The sequence below is a fragment of the Cohnella hashimotonis genome, from assembly GCF_030014955.1.
Taxonomy (GTDB): domain Bacteria; phylum Bacillota; class Bacilli; order Paenibacillales; family Paenibacillaceae; genus Cohnella; species Cohnella hashimotonis.
Genome location: NZ_JAGRPV010000001.1, coordinates 8213785 through 8235342, shown reverse-complemented (window position 1 = coordinate 8235342; position 21558 = coordinate 8213785). Strand labels below are relative to the sequence as shown.

The following is a 21558-nucleotide window of genomic DNA, read 5'->3' as shown; positions in this document are numbered from 1 at the left end:
CCCGGTGCCGCTATCGGCCCCGGCGGCGCGTAGCCCGCGGGGCTTAGCGGCACGCGGTGCCGCTATCGGCTCACGCGGCGCGCGCTCGCGGGGCTTAGCGGCACCCGGTGCCGCTAGCGGCTCGGGCGGCGGTAGCCCGCGGGGCTTAGCGGCACGCGGTGCCGCTATCGGCTCCGGCGGCGCGTAGCCCGCGGGGCTTAGCGGCACCGCGTGCCGTTATCGGCTCGGGCGGCGGTAGCCCGCGGGGCTTAGCGGCACGCGGTGCCGCTATCGGCTCACGCGGCGCGTAGCCCGCGGGGCTTAGCGGCACCCGGTGCCGCTATCGGCTCCGGCGGCGCGTAGCCCGCGGGGCTTAGCGGCACCCGGTGCCGCTATCGGCTCTGGCGGCGCGTAGCCCGCGGGGCTTAGCGGCACCCGGTGCCGCTATCGGCTCACGCGGCGCGCGCTCGCGGGGCTTAGCGGCACGCGGTGCCGCTATCGGCTCACGCGACGCGCGCTCGCGGGGCTTAGCGGCACGCGGTGCCGCTATCGGCTCGGGCGGCGGTAGCCCGCGGGGCTTAGCGGCACGCGGTGCCGTTATCGGCCCCGGCAGCGCGTGGCCCGCGGGGCTTAGCGGCACTCGCTGCCGCTAGCGGCTCCCGCAGCGATATGCTGCCGTAGAAAAAAAGGAGGCCCCTGATCCCGAGGGAACAGGAGTCTCGTGAAGGGGGCGTCGAGTCAGGGCGGCGATTCAAATATTGTGCCTCTTGCGATATTCGCCGGGGGACATGCCCATGTGCTGCTTGAACTGGCGGTTGAAGTAGATGATGTTTTTGTAGCCGACCTGATCCGCGATCTCGTAAATCTTCTTGGTCGGATCCTCGAGCAGCTCGCATACCCGCTTCATGCGCAGGTCGTTCAGGAAGTCGCTGAACAGGCTGTTGGTCTCGGCCTTGAACAGCTGACCCAGGTAATTCGGCGTAAAGTTGAAATGCGCGGCCACTTCGTTCAGCGTAATCTTCTGCTCCAGCCTGTCCTTCACGTAAGCCGTGATGTCGTCGATCAGCTTGCGCTTCTGCCGCTGCCGCTTCAGGTAGAGCAGCTCGGACAGCTCGAAAAACCGCCTTCTGAGCCAGGACAATATGTCGTGCACCGTCTCGAACTGGAACAGGATGAGCGGCTGATGGGCGTCCCAATTCAAAATCTCGTACAGATGCTCGTTGAGCTGCCGCAGATCCGCATGAAGCTTGGACGTGATGCGGATGATGAGATCGTAAATCTCGTGCTTCTGCGAGAGCGGATGATCGCCGTCGAACAGCTGGAGCAGGCAATCGTCGATCGCGGTCAGGTCGTACTCGAGCATCGCCTTCAGCATCCGGTCGACGATCTCCTCGAGATTAGGCGCGATCCGCTCCTTCGGGCGCCACTGCGAGGCGTCCTTGATGAGTCGGTTTTTGCCGACGATCCACTTGATGCTGAGCGCGGCCTGCGCCTGCCGGTAGGAGTCGTGCAACTGGTCGAACGCGCTCGTGTACATCCCGGTCCCGATCGTCATGGAGAAGGCGAATTCGGTGTAAAAAGCCCGGATCAGCTCCTCGAGCAGCGCGGAGAAGGACGGCTCGGGCACGGCCGCCAGCAGGACGAAGCGGCTGTCGTAGGCGTCGATGACAAGGCCCATGTTGCGTTCCTGCGCGAATCGGCGGATGAACCCGGCCGCGCCAGCAAGCCATGCCCGACGTTCCTCGGCGGTCGAGCTGCTCGTCTTCCACGCGATGTCGTCGATCTCGACGATGGCGACCGCGGTGCCGCCCTGGAGCATCGGCGCCAGGAAGCTGCGGATATGCGCCTCGACGTCGCCCGGCGCAGACTCGTTAAACCAGCGCAGCAGCAGCTCCTGGTTGACGAGCGACAGCGTCTCGGTCAGCGATGTATGCTGCTTGCGCTCCCGGTCGATCTTGCCGCACAGCTCCGTCAAGGTCGCATTCAGCTCGCCGTCCTCGACGGGCTTTAGCAGGTAGCCGTGGGCGTTCAGTTGAATCGCCTGCTTCGCATAACCAAAGTCCTCGTGCCCGCTGATGAATACGATGGATACCTGCGGGTTGATCTCCTTCGCCTGCCGCGCGAATTCGGTGCCGGACATGATCGGCATGCGGATGTCGGACAGGATGATGTCGATCCGCTGCTGCTTCATCAAGTTAAGCGCGGCGAATCCGCTCGAGGCCGTACGCACGCTGGCGCCCGCCAACTGCTCGTGACCCGCCACCCTGCGTCTCAGCCATTCGAGATCGACCGCTTCGTCGTCCACCAGCAGGACGTTGATATCGTTGTCCGTCATTGATCGCCGCGCTCCTTGTCTTCCCGAATCTCCGCGTTTTCCATCGGCAAAATAAGCTCGACCGTCGTCCCCGCGCCGTAGTAGCTGCCGATCTGGATGCCGAAGTCGCTGCCGTACCTCATTTTGATTCGCTCCTCCACGTTTTTCAGGCCGTAGCCGCCTGCGCTCGGTTCGCTCGAACGCATCCTTTTGAGCGTATCCGGCCGCATGCCGATGCCGTTGTCGATGACCTTCAGCTCGATCCGGTCGCCGCCGAGCCGCCTGCCCGTGATCCGGATCGCGATCGATTCCCCGAACCAGGCGTGCTTGAATATATTTTCCACGAAAGGCTGCAATACCAGCTTGATGATGCGCACGTGCAAGATGCCGGGGTCGATGTCGAAGTACACCTGAAAGGCGTTCGCATACTTGACCCGCTGGATGTCCAGATACGCCTTGACCTGTTCCACTTCCGCTTCAAGAGAAATATAGACTTGCCCTTCGTTCAACGTCAGCCTGTAAAATTTGGAAAGCTCCTGCACCATCTTTGTTACCTTGTCGGCTTCGCCCATATTCGCTAGGCTGCCGATCGTCGAGAGCGTGTTGTACAGGAAATGCGGGCTGATCTGCGCCTGAAGCACGTCGAGCTCCGCCTGCTTTTTCTGCATGCCCTGCTCGTAGACGTCCCGGATCAGCTCCTGGATGCTCTGGGCCATCTGATTGAAGGCGTCGGCGATATACACGAACTCGTCGTTGCCGGCGAAGCCGATCCGTTTGTAGAAGTTGCCCTCCTGGAACGACCGCACGAGCGAGACGATCCGCTTCATTTTTTTGCCCGACAGCCTGGCGACCAGAAAGCCGATAAGCGCCATCACCGCGAAGCTGATCGCGCAGACGGCGCCGATCACTCTTCGCATCTTGCTCGCGTCTTTGTTCAGGTAGCGGTGAGGCACCCAGGTCTCGATCGCATAGCCGGAGTCGGGGATGTCTTCGCTGACGACGAGATAGGCGCTCGCGTCGGCGTTCGACGCCACGGTCCCGCGCTCGTACAGACTCGTGCCCGTCGCCTTATCCTTCAGCCGGAGGGCGATGCCCTGCTCGATCGGAAACGTATCGAAGTTGCCGAGCAGCTCGTCGAACCTCGCCGTCACGCGAATGTAGCCGATGAGCGACTGCGCGCCATTTGCCGCGAACAGCTTGCGAAAATAGGAGAGGTTCCCGAGCTCGCGATCGGTGTCGATCTGCAGCCACAGCTTGTCCCTGCTCGGCGGGGAGACGGACTTGAACCACTCCGCCTGCGCGACGCCCTGTGCCGACAGCACATAATAATCGCTGCGGCCGATCGGCTGCGACATGTCGTCGCCGGCGATCTCGAGCATCGTCTCGTTGACCGCGTACAGGACGAGCCGCAGCTTGTTGCCGTACAGCTGGAGCGGCGCCTTCATGTACGGCACGATATCGTCCTTCATTTTCAGCATGTTCTCCCGGGTATCACCCTTGAATTGCAGCGCGTTCTGGAACGTCGTATTGAGAAACAGCGAGTTCGTCATGCGCGTGATCTCGTCCATCTGGTATTCGATATTGTTGCTCGTCTGCCGCATCGCGGTGCGGATGTTCGTCTCCGCCATCTCGGTCCGGGACTCGACGAGCATAGTGTACGAGATGTAGCCCACCAGAATATCCGTCAGCAGCACCAGCGCCAGGTACGGCAGCATCGTTTTATAGGTAAACGGGATGTATTTGCGGTTCAGCCGGAACTTTCTCATGCGCGCGCTCCCTTTCCGTTCGCATCCGTTCCTTGCGAGGGTTGTCCCATTTTACAACGAAATGAGAGCGGTTACTAGATGTTCGGCATCGACCGGACCCGAAGGCCGGTGTCTCACGCGCCGTCCGTCGGCATTGATCCGGACGGGAAAGGCGGCTAGAAAAAAGAGGGGCCGCCGGCCCCTCTCGATAGGATTGCTATGGAATTGAGATTCTTTGGTCCGCGTTCGAACGGTCCGACGCTCAGGCGTCGACGAAGCCGACGGCGCGCAGCGTACGCAGGAGCATCGCCGCGGTCTCCGCGCGCGTAATCTGCTGCTGCGGGCGAAGGTGTCCCGACGGATCTCCCTGAATCAAGCCGCTATGGACGGCAGCCGTCATCGCTTCCCGGGCCCATGCCGAGACCTGGCCTGCATCCGCGAAGCCGGCGAGCGCCGTTGGCGAGCCTGCCGCCGGAGAATGACCCGCCGTCGTCATCGCGCGCATGAGCATGACCGCGGCTTCCTGTCGGCTGATGGGCGCATCCGGGCGGAATCGTCCGTTGGCATCGCCTTGCACGATGCCCGCCTGCACGGCGGCCGTCACGGCGCCTGCATACCAGCTGCTGCCGTCCACGTCGCTGAAGGCCGGATGTGTCCCGGCTGTGCCTTGCAAGCCGAGCGCACGCACGATCATGGCCGTCAGCTCCGCGCGAGTGACGGCGGCGCGAGGCGCGAAATTGTCGTCGTCGATGCCGTTGATGACGAGCATGGAAGCCAGCGTACGAACGGCTTCCTCCGCCCACGAACCCTGAACGTCGGCAAACTGCTTGTCGTAGGTCATCAAGGCGTAGATACCGCCCGTTTGCGTCTTCCATTGGACGGCTGTATCCACTGATTTAGCGGGTACGGGCGCAAGCGTCTGCTGACCCTCTACGTAAAGTACGCCCGACAGCGTGCCTTGAACCGCCGGTGCCGGCCGCTGGACCGTAACCGTGATGTAATAACCGTACGGGGACAGCGGCCGCTCGACTCCGCCCGCAACGAGGATCACCTCCAGCTTGAGCGGCTGTCCGTACAAGGCTGCGCCCAGCTGTGCCGCAGCGTGTTCCAACCCGCTCTGTTCGGCATCGCTCGGATGAGACAGCCTTACGCGAAGCTCATCGAACGGACGATCGGACAGATCGGACAGCATCGCTACAGGCAGCTCATAATCCGCAAGGCCCGTACGGACCTGCAGAACGCCGCCCGGATCGAGCAGGCTGACGGTAGCCCGAGGCAAGGTCAGCGTCCAGGCGTTCGCCGAATTTGCGAATAATGCCCGGCCGTCCAGCACAATCGCCCCGGCAGCGAGCTCTTCCTGCTTCCACTTCGTATCGCGGGTGGCCTTGTCAGCTGTCCATCGGACGATGTACTTGCGCAGCGGGTCTTCCGGCTCGAATGGGTCAGGCTCCGGGCCGGATGGTGCAACGATCGCGCTCACGGTGACAGCCTGCACCGCTTCATTGCCCGCTGCATCGCGGGCATAGACGGTATAGATACCGTTCGCGCCGACCGTGAATGCGCGCGACGACAGAATATCCGCGCCCGCGTCTCCGCCGGAGAAGTCGGCCGCCGCTTTGCTGCCGGCGAGCCATCGCAGCTCGGCAAGCGCATTGCCCGCCGATGCCTCGCCGTAGACGGCGGCGGCCACGGTGACGTCAGCCGTGGAGCCGGGAGTCGAGTCTGCGCTCAGTGCAAGCGCAGGCGGGATCGATACGACGCGCACCGCGCTCGTATCGGGTAGGGCGTACCCCAGCAAAGCCGTCCCGACGCTCGATGCCGGCTCGATAGCAGCGCCTTCCGACAAGTCGACGGATGAAGCGAGCCCGATGCCGTCCGTATCCGCCAATCCGTCCGGCACTTCGTAAGCGAACATCAGCGAGGTAACGGGGGTGCCGGAATCGCCGGTGTACGCAGCATACACGACCAAGGGCTCCGAGCCGCCGTCGAGCGTGACTGCGATACGGGGCTTGCCGGTTACGATTACTTCATCCCGATAGGTCAGCGTGAAAGCAAGCGTGTCACCTGTACCATACAAGCCTGCGTTCGGCGGCGTCAGCACGATGCCGACGACGACCGCCCTGAATGTCGCAATCGCTGCCTCCAGCGTCGCCCGCGCTGCGTCGAGCTGCGCCTGCGTGTAGTTCGCGGCATCGTCAGCGACCGCCTGCGCGTCGTCGATCGCTGCGCTTAGCGTATTGCGCGCGTTCGTCGGCGCTTGGCCGACATCCGTGCCCGCCGGATGATCACTCAGCGCCTGCTGCGCGTCCGCGATCGCCGCGTTGAGTGCGGTCGCGTCTCCCGCGCCGATCACCGCACCGTTGAACGTCGCAACGGCCGCTTCCAGCGTCGTCTGCGCAGCGTCCAACTGCGCCTGCGTCCGGTTCGCGGCATCGTCCGCGACTGCTTGTGCAGCAGCGATTGCAGCGCTTAGCGTATTGCGCGCGCTCGTCGGCGCCTGCCCGACATCCGTGCCCGCCGGATGATCGCTCAGCGCCTGCTGCGCATCCGCGATCGCCGCATTGAGCGCGGTCGCATCTCCCGCGCCGATCACGGTGCCTTCGAACGTCGTGACAGCCGCTTCCAGCGTCGTCCGCGCCGCGTCCAACTGCGCCTGCGTCCGATTCGCGGCGTCAGCCGCAACCGCCTGCGCGACGCCGATCGCGGCGCTCAGCGTACTCCGCGCGCCAGCCGGCGCCTGGCCGACATCGGTGCCCGCCGGATGATCGTCCAGCGCCTGCTGCGCGTCCGCGATCGCCCCGTTGAGTGCGGTCGCGTCTCCCGCGCCGAGCACCGCACCGTTGAACGTCGCAACGGCCGCTTCCAGCGTCGCCTGCGCCGCATTCAACTGCGCCTGCGTCCGGTTCGCGGCGTCATCCGCGACCGCCTGCGCCGCTCCAATCGCCGCGCTTAGCGTACTCCGCGCGCCAGCCGGCGCCTGCCCGACATCCGTGCCCGCCGGATGATCGTCCAGCGCCTGCTGCGCATCCGCAATCGCTGCCTCCAGCGCGGCCGGATCGCCTGCACCAATCACAGCGCCGCTGAACGTCGTGATCGCCGTCTCCAGCGTCGCCTGCGCCGTATCCAGCTGCGCCTGCGTGTAGTTCGATGCGTCATTCGCGACCGCCTGCGCCGCCCCGATCGCCGCACTCAGCGTACTCCGCGCACCAGCCGGCGCCTGCCCGACATTCGTGCCCGCCGGGTGATCGCTCAGCGCCTGCTGCGCATCCGCGATCGCCGCCACCAGCGCGGCCGGATCGCCCGCGCCAATAACGGTGCCGCTGAACGTCGTGATCGCCGCCTCCAGCGTCGTCCGCGCCGCGTCCAACTTCGCCTGCGTCCGATTCGCGGCGTCAGTCGCGACCGCCTGCGCCGCTCCAATCGCGGCGCTCAGCGTACTCCGCGCGCCAGCCGGCGCCTGGCCGACATCGGTGCCTGCCGGATGATCGGCCAGCGCCTGCTGCGCGTCCGCAATCGCCGCGTTGAGCGCGGTCGCGTCTCCAGCGCCGATCACGGTGCCTTCGAACGTCGTGACAGCCGCTTCCAGCGTCGTCCGCGCCGCGTCCAACTGCGCCTGCGTCCGATTCGCGGCGTCAGCCGCGACCGCCTGCGCGACGCCGATCGCGGCGCTCAGCGTACTCCGCGCGCCAGCCGGCGCCTGGCCGACATCGGTGCCCGCCGGATGATCGTCCAGCGCCTGCTGCGCGTCCGCGATCGCCCCGTTGAGTGCGGTCGCGTCTCCCGCGCCGAGCACCGCACCGTTGAACGTCGCAACGGCCGCTTCCAGCGTCGCCTGCGCCGCATTCAACTGCGCCTGCGTCCGGTTCGCGGCGTCATCCGCGACCGCCTGCGCCGCTCCAATCGCCGCGCTTAGCGTACTCCGCGCGCCAGCCGGCGCCTGCCCGACATCCGTGCCCGCCGGATGATCGTCCAGCGCCTGCTGCGCATCCGCAATCGCTGCCTCCAGCGCGGCCGGATCGCCTGCACCAATCACAGCGCCGCTGAACGTCGTGATCGCCGTCTCCAGCGTCGCCTGCGCCGCGTCCAGCTGCGCCTGCGTCCGATTCGCGGCGTCAGCCGCGACCGCCTGCGCCACTCCAATCGCGGCGCTTAGCGTACTCCGCGCGCCAGCCGGCGCCTGCCCGACATTCGTGCCCGCCGGGTGATCGCTCAGCGCCTGCTGCGCATCCACGATCGCCGCCACCAGCGCAGCCGGATCGCCTGCGCCGATCACGGTACCTTCAAACGCGTCGACGGCGCTCTCCAGCGTCGCCTGCGCCGCGTCCAGCTGCGCCTGCGTCCGATTCGCGGCATCAGCCGCAACCGCCTGCGCGACGCCGATCGCGGCGCTCAGCGTACTCCGCGCACCGGCCGGTGCCTGCCCGACATTCGTGCCCGCCGGATGATCGCTCAGCGCCTGCTGCGCATCCGCGATCGCCGCCACAAGCGCGGCCGGATCGCCAGCCGCCAAAATATTGGAGATACTGATCGTTTTCACTGCCTCGTTGCCCGCAGCGTCTGTGGCGTAGACCGTATAGGTGCCGTTGCTTGCGGCATTCAAGCTTTGCGCAACGGTAATATCCGTGCCTGCGCTCGCAAAGTCCGAGGCGGCACGGTTCCCGGCAAGCCACTTCAGCATGCTCAACCCGTTGCCGGCGCCGTTGATCTGCACGCTGGCGGACACGGTCACCGGACCGAACGTATCGCTCGTCGAGGAAGGCGTCAGCGTGATAACCGGCGCAGCCGGCATAACGACCGTATGCACGAGCGCCGTGGACACGCTCTCCGCATAATTCTCTTCTCCTGCGTAATAAGCCTCGATCGAATGAGGCCCGGCGGACAGCGTCGAGATATCGAGCTCCGCAATCCCGCCAGCCAGCGGCACAGTGGCCAGCACGATCGCGCCTTCTCTGAACTCGACCGACCCGGTCGGCGTATCCATGGCGCCTGCGACCGCAGCAGTCAGCGTGATCTCCTCAAGGTAGGTGGAGGAAGACTTCGAGGCGGACAAGGCAACTTCCGACGAGAACGCCAGCTTCGTCGCGACGGTCCGTCCCTCTCCCCAGCTCCATATTCGACCGTCCGCATCGATCGCGTAAGATTGCTCGTAGCCTGCAGTGACCGACGCCAATTGGACCGGCGTCCCATCGTCCATAATTGTAATTTTATGAGGGGGCTTCTTGCTTATCTTCGTACCGTCTCCCAACTGCCCGAAGTTGTTTTTCCCCCACACCCAAACGTTGCCGTTCGTATCCAGGGCCAACACATGATGATTGCCGCCGGAAACTTGAGCGAACTTGACCGGGCTGCCGCCGTCCATGATCGTCAGCTTCTTCGGCTCCCATGCAGTCGGACCGACTCCGCCATCGCCCAGTTGTCCGTAATTGTTGGTGCCATAGATCCAAATGTCCCCGTCGTCCTCGAGTGCGAGTGCAAGATGTCCTCCGTCTCCATAACCGGCCCCGGCGGAGATCGCTTTGAACTGAGGCGCGACACCGCCGTCAACCAGCATGAACGCTTCAACATTAAGACCGGCCATTTGAATTTGCCATAGATGATTGTTCGAGTCGATGCCGATGAGATGGGAACTATTGCCGGAGATCGACTTTAATGCGACAGGGCTGCCGCCATCCATGATCGGAACCAATGCCGGCACTTGATTGGTTTGCCCCCCGAACTCTTGGCCCCATCCCCATAGCCGTCCCGTGTCGTCCAGTGCGTAGGTTACACTCCACATAGCCGCGACCTGGGCGAACGTCACCGTCCCGCCCCCATCCGAGACGACAAGCTTCTCCCAGCTGTAGGAGTCAAGTGCCGCACCGTTGCCGAGCGAGCCAAACCTGTCTTCGCCAGCCATCCAGATCCCCCCATCGGTATCCAGCGCAATCGAGCTGAAGTAGCCGGGCTGCACCTGCTTGAAGGCAACCGGCGCGCCGTCGCCATCTGTGACATCAACTCGCGCGGGAGCGCTGTAAGCGCTCGATGAGGTTCCGTTGCCGAACTGACCGTATTGATTATAACCCCAGGCCCAAATCGCTCCGTCTTCGTCCAGTGCCAATGTAATGGCTTGCTGACTCGAGATGGAGGTAAACTTCACGCCCGCCGCGCTCGCCTTGGGCGGCAAAAGCAAATGACCGACAATCAGCCACAACACGATAAAAACCAGAAAACCCTTCTTCAATCTCCAACATCCTTTCTTTGCAGCACCTCTAACAGACTTCCTCAGACTCTATCACGGCCCTATGAAAGAACTATGAAAGAGGACGGTCGGGCAAATGGGTCCTGTCGTTTTTATTTAGAAATAATTGTTAAACGGCACGCCGCTTTAAGCTATACTTAGAGAAGAAACGGAAGCTTACAGCCCCAAGGAGATTGCCGCCCGATGAATGCAACGCTTCCCAATGTCGCCATGCTCGTCTCCGTCTGTCTCATGCTTGCGTTTTTGGGCTACGCCTTTTTGCACAGGCGAGAGCGGGGTATCCGATATTTCGCCTGGATCATGGCCGGCCGCGTGATCTACGCGGGCAGCGTCATTATGGAGACGACCAGCAGCAGTCTGCACGCCAAGCTGTTGTTTCGCAACGTACAGCAGACTTCGCTTATATTCTCCGTTCCGCTCGTTCTGTTTTTTACGCTGGATCTGCTGGGTAAAAATAACGCGCTGCGCCGGCTTCATCGAAGCCTGCTTGTGTCTCTGTTCGCGCTTTGGTCGCTGCTGGTATGGACGAACCCCCTTCATCGTCTGCTTTACGATCGCACGATACTCCGGGGGGGCCATCTGGAGGTCGACAAAAGCAACCTCTCGATCTCTTTCAATATCGTCTGCTACCTGCTGCTTGCCGCCTGCATCTTTTTTCTGTTCGACTACCTGCGGCACATTCGCCGCGACATTCGGACGCCCGGCCTGTGGCTGCTTCTCTGCGGATGTATCCCCTCCGCGATGGAGGTCGTCAAGCTGACGAATCCCGGATTCACGCCGTGGATTCTGCCCGCTTCGGTGTACTGCGGCTTTTTTGGCATGGCGATGCTTTGGATCGTGATTCGATACCGTATTTTCTCCATCGTGCCGCTGGCCCGCAGCGTCGTCGTCGAGACGATGCGGGAGGGGATTCTGATCGTGAACCATAGCGGCCGCGTCATCGACAGCAACAAGTATGTCGAGCCTTTGTTCGCCGGGCGCGGCGACGGTCCGCTCGCGGAGCGGCAGATCGGCGAGCTGCTCGCGCCATGGCCGGAGTGGCTGCGCGCCTGCGAGCGGATGGAAGCCGGAGAGCTGGAGATCGCAGCCTTGGCGGCCGGCGAGCAGCGAGTCTATTCGGTCAAGGTGTATCCGCTGGCCCCTCGAGGCAAGGTCAGGCAGGGTACCGTATCGGTGCTGTTCGATATTACGGACAAGCAAAGAACGCTGGAGCAGATCGTCCGGCTCAATCAGCTGAAGGACCGGCTGTTCGCCGTCGTCTCTCACGACATTCGCGATCCGCTGGCGGTCCAGATGACCCTGCTGGAGGCGCTGGAAGCGGACAAGCCGCAGCTCGGCCGAGATCAGCAGGATGCGATCGATGCGCTGAGCGGGCAGGTTCACAATACGTATAACATGATTGAAAATTTGCTGGATTGGTACCGCGGCCAGAAGGACGGCCTGCTCCTGCACCCGCAAGCCTTGCGGCTGGCGGATGAGGTCGACGAAGTCTGCCGCATGCTGAAGATTAAAAGCGAGTTCAAACAAATTGCCGTGATCGCCGAGATCGAGAGCGGTCTGGCGGTGCAAGCGGACAGAGAGGCTGTCGCGCTGATCATCCGCAACCTGGTGACCAACGCGATCAAATATTCTTATCCGGGCGGAAATGTCAGGGTGCGCGCCAAGCGGGACGACGATCGGATCGTCATATCTGTCGAAGATCAGGGCGTTGGCATGGACAACGAAAGGGCCGCAGCGCTAGTCGATCCGATGAGTCTCGGTTCTACCGCCGGCACGGCGGGAGAGAAGGGAACCGGGCTCGGATTGCAGGTGTGCCGGCAATTCGTGGGGATGAGCGGCGGACAAATCTGGGCAGAGAGCGCGCCGGGGCAAGGAAGCACGTTTTATTTTACGCTGCCGGCCGCGGACTTGGGGTGAGTAAACTGTGAAAGTCATGGTCGTTGACGACGAACCCGCGATGCTGACGGCGATGAGGCTGCTGCTGTCCAAGACGGCGGGCGTAGAGATCGCCGCGATGCTGGGTAGCGCCGCCGAGGCGATCGCGTATGCGGCGCTGTATCCGGTAGACCTTGCCTTTATCGATATCCAGATCGCGGAGGACGACGGATTGGCGCTTGCTCGGGAGCTGCGGCGGGCGCACGCCGGGCTGGACATCGTTTTCGTCACCTCTCACAAGGAATATGCGCTGGATTCGTTCGATGTGTACCCGCTTGACTATATCGTCAAGCCCGTCTCCGCCAAACGGCTGGCCGAAACGGTCGCGAGAGCCGCAAGTGTCCAGGCGCAGAAAGCCTATGCAGGTCATGCGGAGGCAGAAAAAGAGATAGCGGCGGAAACGGACAGGCAGCCTTCTTTGACAATAGAAACTTTGAGAGGATTGCGAATTGCCAGCAATGCGGGCGGAGCGGTCAAATGGATCTCCCGGAAAAGCAGGGAACTGTTCGCTTACTTGCTGCTCTACCGCGGGCATGCTGCAGCCAAAATTCGGACGCTCGAAGACGTATTTCCCGACCGGGAGTTAAAAAGCTCGGACCTTTATCTGAACACGGCCGTGTATCAGCTTCGCAAGGCCTTGTCCCTGCACGGCATGAAGGACATGCTGGTCACCGACCGCGATTACTATCTGTTGCAGCTTGATCGAACTCGAGTCGACTTTATCGAGTTCGAGGCGCGTTTGTCCCAATTCCGTGCAATTAACGGGAGCAATGAAGCCGCCGCGATCGCCGTCGAGCAGTTGTATACCGGAGATTTGTTCGAGGACCTGCCTTATGAATGGGCGATCGCCGAGCGCGAGCGGCTCCGCGACTTGTACGAGGCGTTCGCCAAGCGTCTCGTTCGGTACCTGCTGGACGCCGGAAGGACGGAACAGGGCATGCAGATCGCCAAAAAGCTCGTCCAGCGCAACGAGCTGGACGAGGAGGCAAACCTGCTGCTCTTCCGGACGCTTGCGATAATGCGCGACAACGCCTCGCTTCAGGCCAGATATAAGCGGTACGAGGAACTGCTCGACCGAGAGCTGGGCATCGAGCCTTCGACGGAAATGATTGATTTGTACCGGCGGCTGGTGTGAAGAATATTAAAAAACGGCCCCTTTCGTCTCGTTGAAGAAGGGGGCCGTTTCTTTATGCTTCCGGCTTGTAAGTGACGGTGTAGATTACATCCGTCGATTTGCCGTACTTGTTCGTTGCGGTAATCTTGAACTTGTTTTCTCCAGGCTGCAAGGAAGCCGTATAGCTCGTGCTGTAGTAAACTTCCTTGTCGTTGACGTACATTTTAAGCGAGGTATCGTTTTTGTCGGACGCCGTCCAACTGATCGAGATCGAGTCGGAGGCGGTCGTCTCCGGCGCGTGAAGCAGCATGACCGTCGGCGCGGAAGGTTCGAACGCGATCGTCTTCGTCACGGTCGTTTCTTTGCCCAGCTTGTTCACGGCTCGAACCGTAATCGTATTCGGCCCCGGCACGAGATTGACGTTCGCGGAAGTCGAATAGTACTGCTCTTTGTCGTTCAGATAGACGCGCGGGCTCGAATCGTTCGTGTCCTTGACGGACCATGTCACGTTAACCGAGTCTTTGTCCGTCGTAGCCGGCAGATCGCCGACGGTCAATGTAGATGTGCCAACGCTAAACGTGATCGTCTTCGTCACCGTCGTGCTTTTGCCGAGATCGTTCGTCGCCTTGAACACGATCGTATTAACGCCTTCTTTTAGCGTGACGGTCGTCGATTCGCTATAGTACTGCTCGCGGTCGTTGACGTAAACGCGCGGGGACGTATCGTTCTTGTCCTTTACGGTCCAGCGGACCGTAATCGTCTCTTTGTCGGTCGTCTCCGGAAGATCCGCGACCGTCAGGACCGGACCGCCGCTTGTAAACGCGACATGCTTGGTGACCTCGGCAGACTTGCCGTCCGCGTTCTCGGCTCTCACGGTAATGACGTTGTCGCCTTCCTCAAGCGTGACGGTCGCAGAGCTGCCGTACTGCCTTTGCCCGTTCAGGTAGACGGCCGGGCTGCTGTCGTTCGCGTCCTTGACCGTCCAGGATACGGTGATGGATTGCTTGTCCGACGACGTTGGCACGCCCTTGACTTCGAGGGTAGGCCCGCCCTTCTCGAAGGTCACCTTCTTCGTGACGGATTCCGTCTTGCCGCCGGCCAGTCTTGCGGAGATCGTGTAGGTATAAGTTCCTTCTTGCTCGAGGCGGATGCCGACGCGGAAAGCGCCCTGAACGACCTCGACCTTTTCATTGTTGATGTAGACTTCCGCTCCCTTGTTGACGTCGCCCGTGATATAGAACGTCGGGGTGTTGATCTTTTCCGGTGCGTCGACGTTCAAGGTCAACGCGTTCCCGCTATCCGCCGCCGAATTTTTAATGACGCGGTAGAGCAGAGATGCGGCTTCCGCGCGCGTAACGCTGTTGCCCGGCTTGAGCGTATAATCGTTGTAGCCGGTCAGCAGCTTCTTTTCTACCGCGATTGCGACATAAGTTTCCAGATTCGGCGAGACGTCTTCCGAGTCGTAGAAGCGATCCAGAATATCCGCGTCCTGCAAGTCGTCCGGCTGATAGCCCAGCGTCTTCACCAGCGCGACGGCTACGTCCTCGCGCGTGGCCTTGCCGGTCGGATTGAAAAACGCTTTGCCGCTCGGCGGGTAGTAGCCGGTCAAGAAGTCCTTGGCCGCTTCGACCGCAGCGAAAGACCAGCGCGATCTGCCTACGTCGACGAATGTCTGCGGCGCGTCCGACGCGGGAAGATCCAGGAAGAACGCCGACGTGATAATCTTCGCGAATTCCTCGCGCGTCACGGGCGCTTGCGGCTTAAATGTGTTATCTTGATAGCCTTTCAAGACGCCCATCTGTACAAGGCTATTGATCTCATCCTTGGCCCAGAATGTTCCCCCCACGTCCTTAAACGAATTATCGTCGGCGGCGGCGAATCCTGGAATGACAAGTGCGGCGGCCAGTAGGGCTGAAGCAGCATAGGCGAACCATTTCTTGAACAAGTCGCTTTCTCTCCTTAGGCATATAAGTTAGGAAAATAGTGCCACGAGAAATGATAGCACGACTTGTTTATGCTGTACATATTTTCCTAGGGTTACTTTTCCATCGCTTCTAGATCGTAGGGGCGAGCACGATCCGCCTTCCCGGATCGGATGGCGCGGCCTAGAATGATCGATGCCGAGCGTACGCAATTCGCAGCCCTGGCGGCCAAGCTTCCAGACAATCCGTTACAATAAGGTTAAGGCTGAGAATGGAGAAGAGGTGACGGACCATGCAAGCCATCGTAATCGGAGCAACCGGCGCTACAGGCGCGGACTTGCTGGACTTATTGCTAGAAGACAATGCCTTCCGGCAAGTCGTTATTTTCGTACGGCGCAGCCCGGGTATTCAGCATGAGAAACTAAAGGTTCATGTTATCGACTTCGATAACCCGGGCCAGTGGGGCGAACTGGTTCAAGGAGATGTCTTGTTTTCGTGTTTGGGAACGACCCTCAAGACCGCGGGGAGCCAGGAAGCGCAATGGAAAATCGATTACGAATATCAGTACTCGTTTGCTAAAGCCGCCAGCGAAAACGGCGTCCCTGCCTGCGTGCTGGTGTCGGCCGACTTTGCATCGCCCGCTTCCCGCAACTTTTATTCACGGATGAAGGGACGGTTGGAAGAAGCCGTGAAGGCATTAGGTTTTGCAAGGCTGACTATACTTAACCCGCCCTTGCTGGTCCGGAAAAAAAGCGATCGGTCACTAGAGGTTGTTGCATCTAAAGTCTTGCAGTTTTTTAACCGAATGGGGATTCTTCGCTCCCAAAAGCCGCTGCGTACGGAAATATTGGCGCAGGCGATGGTGAAGGCCGCCAAGAGCAATAAGGGTGGCTTGACTAAAATTAGAGGCAAAGCGATTTGGGAAATGGCTGAAGCACGGCAGTAGAGCTGTAGCGCGCGTGTCGGGACGGCTGTGGTGCCGGAGCGGGTGCCGATGCCGATGCGGACACCGGATTCGTTACTGCTGCCGGATGGGCGGATAATTCGGCGAAAATGCGCGGATAACGGATCTAGTGTCCGATTGGTATTGCGCTTGAAGCGTGTGCGGCGAAATAACGGATCCTCAGTCCATCCGGCGTGACCGAAGCGGGATGCCGAGACATGGAGCCGCTAGACCAATCGTTTACAAAATTCCCCTTCGCCGCTAGTCTAAGAGCATAAAGACATCGACATCCATCGCGCCGAGCGCAAGGAGTTATCCCGCATGGAAACCGTCCGCATGCTGCTGTACAAGCTTTCCTTTCGAAGCCGCATGACGATCTCGTTTATCCTGGTCATCGGGGCGGCCATCCTGGTCACGAGCACCATGTCCTACGTGATTGCGACCCGAGAGCTCGAGGGCAATGCGACAAGCCAGAGCCAGGAGACGCTCAGCAAGACGGCGCAACTGCTGGACGAGCAGCTTAAGGGCCTGCTCGTATCGAGCCTCACGCTCATGATCAGCGCGCCGTTCACCGAGATGGTCAATCACGCGAACCGCAGCCAGAGCGATGCCTTTTATGGGGACCTCAGCGCGCTCCAGACCCCCTTCACCCAGTTGAAAATGACGAATCCGGCCGTACAGTCGATTTTAGTCAGCACGCCGATCGGCGAGTTTTTTCCCACCAGCTACTACCGCAATCCGTCCTTTTCCTTCGCGGATTCGCCCATGCAGCAGGCGATCGACGCCAGACCCGGCATCTCGATGTGGGTCGCGGGGCACGAGGACGCGATTTTTACCGGCAAGGACCGGGTTGTCTCCCTCGTATTGAAAGCGTTCTCCCAAACGAACAGCAACATCTATCTGGTCATCAACGTCAGCGAATCGGCGATCAAGCGCGTCGTCACGAGCAATCTCGGGGGCGACAGCAAGCATTATTTTCTCGTCACGGACGAAGGCCGCTACGGCTTCGATCCGGGTACGGCGCCTCTGATCCCCGAAGCCGGCCTAAACGACTGGGCGCTCGCGTCGAAGGACAAGCCTTCGGCGATCTATAAGCAAGACGGCAGCGAATACCTGGTCAATCGCGCGTCGCTTAAGGTGGCCGAAAATTGGACGCTGTACAGCGTCCAGTCGAAGGACAAGCTGTTCAAGCAGGTGGAGCGGATCAAATGGCTGACGATCGTCATCATCGGGAGCGGCATCGCCGTCGCGATCCTGATCTCGCACGTACTGACCGCGCTCCTGCTCCGTCCGCTCCACGCGCTGCAGCGAACGATCAAGCAGGTCGGGCTTAGCAATCTCGACGTGCGGTACAGCTCGGGGTATCGGGACGAAGTCTCGCAGGTTGGCTACAAATTCAATGCCATGCTCGACCAGATCGGCATCCTGATCTCGGAGCTCGGCGAGCGGGAGAAGGAGAAACGGATCGCGGAGGCCAAGGCCCTGCAAGCCCAGATCGACCCTCACTTTTTGTACAACACGCTCAACACGATCGTCTGGGTATCCGAGTCGGGCGCGGCGGACGAGACGCGGCGGCTCATCATCTCGCTGTCCCGGCTGTTCAAGCTGGGGCTCAATCAGGGGTTGGAGCTGACGACGCTCGGCCTTGAGCTGGAGCATGTCGAGCATTATTTGCGGATTCAGCAGGTGAGCTATGAAGGGCTGTTCGAGTACGAGGTCCCGCGGCGCATCGACGCTTCCTTGCTAAGCATGCCGATGTTGAAGATCATGCTGCAGCCGCTCGTCGAAAACAGCATCCTGCATGGCTTCAAAGACTTCACGGAAGGCGGCCGCATCCTCATCGACGTCGAAGCCCGGGACGGTTCGCTCCGAATCGCGGTGACCGACAACGGCGCCGGCATGGATGCCGAGGAAGCGACGCGATCGATCCTTCAGGAGCCGCAGGAAGGCGAAGCGATCGAATCCGGCAGAAAAGGGTATGCGCTGCGCAACGTGTATCGCCGCATTTTGCTGCATTATGGCGAACGGGCCGAATTTCGCCTGGAGAGCGAGCCGTTCATTCAAACGAGAATCACCATTACGCTGCCATTGCCGGAGGGGAACGAGAGATGAAGCCGAAGCTCTGCGTCATCGACGACAGCAGAATCGTATGCAACGGGATCATGAACCATATCCGCTGGGACGAGCACGGGATCGAACCGGCAGGCGCCGCCATGGATGGAGAAGCGGGACTGGAGCTGATTCGCCGCGTCAAGCCTGACATCCTGATCACCGATATCCGGATGCCCCGCAAAAACGGCATCGAGCTGTTCCGGGACGTACTCGCCCTGGGATGGCCCTGCAAGGTCATCCTCATCAGCGGGTATACCGACTTCGAGTATGCGCAGGAAGCGGTGCGGCTCGGCGCCTTCGACTTCGTCAGCAAGCCGTTCCTCGCGGAAGAGATCGTGTCGGTCGTAAACAAGGCGAAGGAACGCATCGTCGCGGAGAGCGAGGAAACGGCGCGCGTACGCGGCCTGGAGCGCCGCGTGCGGGAGAGCCTGCCGCTGCTCCGGCAGGAATTCGTGCAGCTGCTGCTCCGCTTCGCCTCGACGCCCGAGCAGACGGCCAAGCGCTGGGACTTCCTGCAGCTGCCGCTGGCGATGGCGGACTTCGTCGTCCTGGCCGTCGAGATCGACGGCGCCGAGCCGTCCGTCGCATCGGGCGGCATTCTGGACATCGAGCTCGCCCGCTTCTCGCTGTCCAACATTTTGGAGGAGACCGTTGCCCAAGCGACCCGGGGCATCGTCGTCCGCGACGGTCTGAGCCGGTTCGCGCTGATCGTGAACGCCGGTCCGGAAGCCGACGCGCCGGGCCAGCTGGCCGAGCTGTGCAGAGAGCACGTCGAGCGGTATTCGCGCCATACCGTCTCGATCGGCGTCGGGTCGCCGGCGCCCGGGGTCAGAGAGCTCCCCGAATCGTACCGCCACGCGCTCGCCGCGTTGTCCTACAGCTTTTTCTCCGGCGGCAACAGCGTGTTCCGCTACGCGGACCTGGCCGACCGCCCGGCGGAGGTCGAGCCCTACTCGTCCGATAGCGAAAAGGAGCTGCTGCTGTACGCGCGCGCCGGCAACAAGACGCGCGCTCTCGAAGCGTTAAGCGCGATTTACGCCGGGTTCGACGACAAGCGCACGCAGGTCGATCCCGACGGGACCGCCGCCGCCTTTCTCAAGCTGGCGGAGGCGCTGTATGACGTCCTCGCGGCGGCTGCCGGCAAGGACGCGGACGCGCGCGCCCGGGCGGCGAGCGAGCTCCGGTCGCTGCGCGCCGAGGCGCCGCGTACGCTGGCCGCCTGGAAGGAGACGCTCGATCGCCTGTGCGCCGCCGTCTGCGACCGGATCGCCGCCGAACGGACCCACGAATCGGAGGCGGACATCCAGCGTTCGGTCGCCTATATCCGCACGCACCTGCAAGAGTCTCTCACCGTGCAGTCGCTCGCAAGACTGGCATGCCTCAGCACCAGCTACTTTGCCAACCTGTTCAAAAAGCAAACCGGCTTCACCGTCGCGCAGTTCATCATCGCCGAACGGATGGGCCGGGCCAAGGAGCTGCTCGCCGAAGGCAAGCAGGTGCAGGAGATCGCGGCCATGGTGGGCTACGAGGACCGCGTTTACTTCAGCGATGCGTTCAAGAAGCATACGGGCGTCACGCCCTCGGAATACAGGCAGCGCATTTTAGGATAATCGTCGTTTTTCCCCCTCTCGATTCGCGTTTACCCCTCCTCCCCGTTTCCGCGCGCGCTGTTATTGTTTGTATCAGAGGGGCCGCGAGTCACCCGCGGATGCTCGGGCCCCGCTACCAACGGATCAATCAAGAAGGGGAGAACAGTATGGCTAGAAAATGGTTAGGGATCGCGCTCACGGGAATTCTGGCGTCGAGCCTGGCCGCCTGCGGCGGCAGCAATGGAGGAAACGCATCGCCTTCCGCCTCGAGCGCAGCATCCGGGACCGGCGCGGCGTCCGGATCGGCGTCAGCTTCGCCTGCGGCGTCGCAAGCCGAGCCGGTCAAGCTGAACTTTTGGACGCCGGACCGCGGCGCGACCGACCATATCAAGGCGGAGATCGCCCGGTACAACGAGACGAACAAGGACAATATCCAGGTCGAAGTCAACATCATGGCGGAAAACTACGACCAGCAGCTGGACATCGCCTTCGCGTCGAACCAGGCGCCGGACATCGTCCGCGTCAACGGCCTCCCGAGCCTGAGCGTGTTCGTGAAAAAGGGGTATCTCGCGCCGCTCGACGACAGGCTGACGCCCGACATGAAGGAGCGTTTCGGCTCGCTGCTCCGCGAGGGCGTGAACCAGATCGGCGGCAAGACGTATACGCTGCCGAACTACGGAACGACCCAGCGCCTGATCTACAACGTGGAGCTGTTCGAGAAGGCCGGCATCAAGGAGCCGCCGAAGACGCTGCAGGAGATGATCGACGTCGCGAAAAAGCTGACCGCGGCGGGCAAAGCCGACGGCGCTTACGGTATCGCGGGCAACCTGAAGAGCACCGGCTCGGGCCTCCGCTTCGCCGATCCGATCGGGATGCTTAGCGGCATGGGCAGCAGCGGCTACGACTACAAGAAAGGCGCCTTCGAATTTGCGCAGTTGAAGCCGATCATCGAAGCCTACCGTCAGATGAAGGTGGACGGCAGCTTCATCCCCGGCGTAGAGCAGCTCGATATCGATCCGCTGCGCGCGCAATTCGCGGAGGGCAAGATCGGGATGTACATCTCGACCGCCTCCGAGCCGCTCGTCTACAAGAACCAGTTCCCCGCGAAGATCAAGTGGGCCTCGGCGCTGCCGCCAACAATCGACGGCCAGCAGCAAGGCATCGTGCCCGTCGGCAACGCAGGCATCTTCATCGGCCTCAGCCCTAAATCGGAGCATAAGGAAGAAGCATGGAAATTTATGGAGTGGATGTACAGCGACGAAGTGCTTAAATCGTACCAAGAGGACGGCGTCGGCATCTCCGTCGTGCCTTCCGTGCTCGCGAAGGCCGGCAAGCCTGAGATCAACGGCATCGACGGCTTCATGCCTACCAAGTTCGACGCGATCATCCCGCCGGTGCCGATCGTCGCGATCGAAGGCATGGGCTATCAGGAAGCGTTCATCAAGTACATTCTCGTCGGCGGAGACCTGGATGCCGTCATCAAGGATCTGAACGCCAGATACAACGCCGCGCTCGATAAGGCCAAGGCGGCCGGCGAAGTGAAGGCCGAGCCGATGTCCGACTTCAACCTGAGCCAGCTGCAAGGCACGCTCGCGAAGTAATCCGCACTGCCGCAAAGGGGGGCCTGTCAGCCAACGACTGAGGGCCCCTTTCTTTTCCCCCGGAAG

10 protein-coding genes are annotated in these 21558 nt (G+C 61.6%); 6 read left to right on the top strand and 4 right to left on the bottom strand.

What is annotated here, in order from left to right:
- Positions 1-730: 730 nt before the first annotated feature.
- The 3 genes from KB449_RS32940 to KB449_RS32930 form a co-directional block, all read right to left on the bottom strand.
- Positions 731-2314: a response regulator gene (locus tag KB449_RS32940; protein WP_282912387.1), complete on the bottom strand. Its 1584-nt coding sequence runs from the start codon at positions 2312-2314 to the stop codon at positions 731-733.
- The gene (locus tag KB449_RS32935) at positions 2311-4059 is read right to left on the bottom strand and encodes a sensor histidine kinase (protein ID WP_282912386.1); all 1749 of its coding nucleotides are present in this window, start codon (positions 4057-4059) and stop codon (positions 2311-2313) included. Before KB449_RS32935 ends, KB449_RS32940 begins: the two co-directional genes overlap by 4 nt.
- A gap of 241 nt (positions 4060-4300) precedes the next feature.
- Positions 4301-10258, bottom strand: a complete 5958-nt coding sequence (locus tag KB449_RS32930) for an S-layer homology domain-containing protein (protein ID WP_282912385.1) — start codon at positions 10256-10258, stop codon at positions 4301-4303.
- A gap of 201 nt (positions 10259-10459) precedes the next feature.
- On the opposite strand from KB449_RS32930, the gene KB449_RS32925 reads away from it, so the two are divergent.
- Together KB449_RS32925 and KB449_RS32920 are read left to right on the top strand one after the other, a co-directional pair.
- Entirely contained in the window at positions 10460-12193 is a 1734-nt protein-coding gene (locus tag KB449_RS32925; protein ID WP_282912384.1) for a sensor histidine kinase, read from the top strand.
- 16 nt (positions 12194-12209) lie between these two features.
- Positions 12210-13346, top strand: coding sequence for a response regulator (locus KB449_RS32920; protein WP_282912966.1), 1137 nt, complete (start codon positions 12210-12212; stop codon positions 13344-13346).
- A gap of 52 nt (positions 13347-13398) precedes the next feature.
- Here KB449_RS32920 and KB449_RS32915 read toward each other — a convergent pair whose 3' ends face one another.
- Positions 13399-15270 carry an S-layer homology domain-containing protein gene (locus tag KB449_RS32915; protein ID WP_282912383.1) on the bottom strand — a complete coding sequence of 624 codons (1872 nt, stop codon included), beginning with the start codon at positions 15268-15270 and terminating at the stop codon, positions 13399-13401.
- Positions 15271-15539: 269 nt separating this feature from the next.
- Between KB449_RS32915 and KB449_RS32910 the strand changes: the two genes are divergently transcribed.
- From KB449_RS32910 to KB449_RS32895, 4 genes are all read left to right on the top strand, one after another.
- A complete protein-coding gene (locus KB449_RS32910) occupies positions 15540-16193 on the top strand; it encodes an NAD(P)H-binding protein (protein WP_282912382.1) in 654 nt (217 codons plus the stop codon).
- A 318-nt stretch (positions 16194-16511) separates the two neighbouring features.
- A complete protein-coding gene (locus KB449_RS32905) occupies positions 16512-18302 on the top strand; it encodes a cache domain-containing sensor histidine kinase (RefSeq protein ID WP_282912381.1) in 1791 nt (596 codons plus the stop codon).
- On the top strand, positions 18299-19912 hold the full coding sequence (locus KB449_RS32900) for a helix-turn-helix domain-containing protein (RefSeq protein ID WP_282912380.1): 1614 nt from the start codon (positions 18299-18301) through the stop codon (positions 19910-19912). The genes KB449_RS32905 and KB449_RS32900 overlap by 4 nt, the downstream gene beginning before the upstream one ends.
- Positions 19913-20058: 146 nt before the next feature.
- Complete coding sequence (locus KB449_RS32895) at positions 20059-21492, top strand: ABC transporter substrate-binding protein (RefSeq protein ID WP_282912379.1); 1434 nt, start codon at positions 20059-20061, stop codon at positions 21490-21492.
- Positions 21493-21558: the final 66 nt, after the last annotated feature.

Excerpts from the sequence above, each read along its gene's own strand:
- KB449_RS32940 (WP_282912387.1), bottom strand. The coding sequence starts at position 2,314 with ATGACGGACAACGATATCAACGTCCTGCTGGTGGACGACGAAGCGGTC.
- KB449_RS32900 (WP_282912380.1), top strand. The coding sequence starts at position 18,299 with ATGAAGCCGAAGCTCTGCGTCATCGACGACAGCAGAATCGTATGCAAC.
- KB449_RS32925 (WP_282912384.1), top strand. The coding sequence starts at position 10,460 with ATGAATGCAACGCTTCCCAATGTCGCCATGCTCGTCTCCGTCTGTCTC.
- KB449_RS32895 (WP_282912379.1), top strand. The coding sequence starts at position 20,059 with ATGGCTAGAAAATGGTTAGGGATCGCGCTCACGGGAATTCTGGCGTCG.
- KB449_RS32910 (WP_282912382.1), top strand. The coding sequence starts at position 15,540 with ATGCAAGCCATCGTAATCGGAGCAACCGGCGCTACAGGCGCGGACTTG.
- KB449_RS32935 (WP_282912386.1), bottom strand. The coding sequence starts at position 4,059 with ATGAGAAAGTTCCGGCTGAACCGCAAATACATCCCGTTTACCTATAAA.
- KB449_RS32905 (WP_282912381.1), top strand. The coding sequence starts at position 16,512 with ATGGAAACCGTCCGCATGCTGCTGTACAAGCTTTCCTTTCGAAGCCGC.
- KB449_RS32920 (WP_282912966.1), top strand. The coding sequence starts at position 12,210 with ATGGTCGTTGACGACGAACCCGCGATGCTGACGGCGATGAGGCTGCTG.